2 protein-coding genes are annotated in these 2,611 nt (G+C 54.8%); both read right to left on the reverse strand.

The features are described from left to right. Window positions 1-412, reverse strand: a 412-nt coding sequence (locus ACQKP2_RS32395; RefSeq protein WP_427582324.1) for a GTP-binding protein, incomplete at its 3' end; no start/stop codon positions are given. A 30-nt stretch (window positions 413-442) separates the two neighbouring features. Then, on the reverse strand, window positions 443-2,512 hold the full coding sequence (gene fusA / locus ACQKP2_RS32400; RefSeq protein ID WP_427582325.1) for an elongation factor G: 2,070 nt from the start codon (window positions 2,510-2,512) through the stop codon (window positions 443-445). Between the last annotated feature and the right edge of the window lie 99 nt (window positions 2,513-2,611).

Here is a 2,611-nt window from a genome sequence, read left to right on the forward strand (position 1 = left end):
CCTTGTTCAGGAATACCTCGATGTACGGAACGCCTACCTGACGGGACTGCAGGATGTGCTCACTGGTTTGTGGCATCGGACCATCAGCGGCCGAGCAAACCAGGATCGCGCCGTCCATCTGGGCAGCACCGGTGATCATGTTCTTCACGTAGTCAGCGTGACCTGGGCAGTCAACGTGAGCGTAGTGACGAATGTTCGAGTTGTACTCGACGTGCGCGGTGTTGATGGTAATACCACGAGCCTTCTCTTCCGGCGCGCTGTCGATCTTGTCGAATTCAACGACTGCAGAACCGAATACTTCGGAGCAAACGCGAGTCAGAGCAGCAGTCAGAGTGGTTTTACCGTGGTCAACGTGACCGATGGTGCCAACGTTGACGTGCGGAAGGGAACGATCAAATTTTTCTTTAGCCACGACAATTAACTCCTTGCCTAAAGGGCTGAATCAGCCTTGTTTTTTGGTAACAGTTTCGACGATGTGCGACGGAGCTGTATTGTACTTTTTGAATTCCATAGAGTAGCTAGCGCGACCCTGGGACATGGAGCGAACGTCGGTCGCATAACCGAACATCTCACCCAGCGGAACTTCAGCGCGAATTACCTTGCCGGAGACCGTGTCTTCCATACCCAAAATCATGCCGCGACGACGGTTAAGGTCGCCCATCACGTCACCCATATAGTCTTCAGGCGTAACAACCTCTACCGCCATGATCGGCTCAAGCAGCTCACCACCGCCCTTCTGGGCCAGTTGCTTGGTCGCCATGGAAGCAGCCACCTTAAACGCCATCTCGTTCGAGTCGACGTCGTGGTAAGAACCATCAAACACGGTAGCCTTCAGGCCGATCAGCGGGAAGCCAGCGACTACGCCGTTCTTCATCTGCTCCTCGATACCTTTCTGGATAGCCGGGATGTATTCCTTAGGAACCACACCACCTACCACTTCGTTCAAGAATTGCAGACCTTCCTGACCTTCGTCAGCAGGTGCAAAACGAATCCAGCAGTGACCGAACTGGCCACGACCACCGGATTGACGAACGAACTTGCCTTCGATTTCACAGTTCTTCGTGATGCGCTCACGATAGGAAACCTGAGGCTTACCGATGTTGGCTTCGACGTTGAACTCACGACGCATCCGGTCAACCAGGATGTCCAAGTGCAACTCGCCCATGCCAGAGATGATCGTCTGACCAGTCTCTTCATCAGTCTTAACGCGGAAAGACGGGTCTTCCTGAGCAAGCTTGCCCAGAGCGATACCCATTTTTTCCTGGTCATCCTTGGTCTTAGGCTCTACCGCAACCGAAATTACAGGCTCCGGGAAGTCCATGCGAACCAGGATGATTGGCTGATCAGCGTTGCACAAAGTTTCGCCAGTGGTGACGTCCTTCATGCCGATCAAGGCCGCGATGTCACCAGCGCGTACTTCCTTGATCTCTTCGCGGGCGTTTGCGTGCATTTGCACCATACGACCCACACGCTCTTTCTTGCCCTTAACCGAGTTCACAACGCCGTCGCCGGAGTTCAACACACCGGAGTAAACGCGAACGAAGGTCAAGGTACCCACGAATGGGTCGGTAGCGATCTTGAACGCCAGGGCCGCGAACGGCTCGTTGTCGTCTGCGTGACGCTCCATTTGCTTTTCCTCGTCATCCGGGTCAGTACCCTTGATGGCAGGAATGTCGGTAGGAGCAGGCAGGTAGTCGATAACGGCGTCGAGAACCAGGGGAACACCCTTGTTCTTGAAGGAAGAGCCGCAAACAGCCAGAACGATCTCACCAGCAAGCGTACGCTGACGCAGAGCTGCCTTGATCTCCGCGACGGAGAGTTCTTCTCCCTCGAGGTACTTGTTCATCAGCTCTTCGCTGGCCTCGGCCGCAGCCTCAACCATGTTGTTGCGCCACTCTTCAGCCATCTCCTGCAGCTCGGCAGGGATAGCCTCGCGACGCGGAGTCATGCCTTTGTCAGCATCGTTCCAGTAAACCGCTTCCATGGTCATCAGATCGATCTGACCCTGGAAGTTGTCTTCGGAACCGATAGCCAACTGAATTGGCACCGGGGTATGACCCAGACGCTGTTTGATCTGAGCAACAACACGCAGGAAGTTCGCGCCAGCACGGTCCATCTTGTTCACGTAAACGATACGCGGAACACCGTACTTGTTAGCCTGACGCCATACGGTTTCAGACTGAGGCTCAACGCCCGAAGTACCGCAGAACACAACGACCGCGCCGTCGAGAACACGCAGGGAACGCTCTACTTCAATGGTGAAGTCAACGTGACCGGGGGTGTCAATGACGTTAAAGCGGTAGTCGTTCGGGTGCTGCTTCTCCGAACCTTTCCAGAAGGCGGTAATAGCAGCAGAAGTAATGGTAATACCACGCTCCTGCTCCTGCACCATCCAGTCTGTGGTCGCGGCGCCGTCATGCACCTCGCCCATCTTGTGACTTTTGCCAGTGTAAAAAAGGACGCGCTCGGTAGTGGTGGTTTTACCAGCATCCACGTGAGCAACGATACCAATGTTACGGTAGCGATTAGCACCGCAACGTGTTTTATGCCCAGGGCTACTCCGGCCATGGCCTGAACGTGACGCACTGGTGCGCGAAATTGCTGGGTGAAG

Origin of the sequence: Pseudomonas sp. NPDC089569 (assembly GCF_050280625.1) — a bacterium.
Classification (GTDB): Bacteria; Pseudomonadota; Gammaproteobacteria; order Pseudomonadales; family Pseudomonadaceae; genus Aquipseudomonas.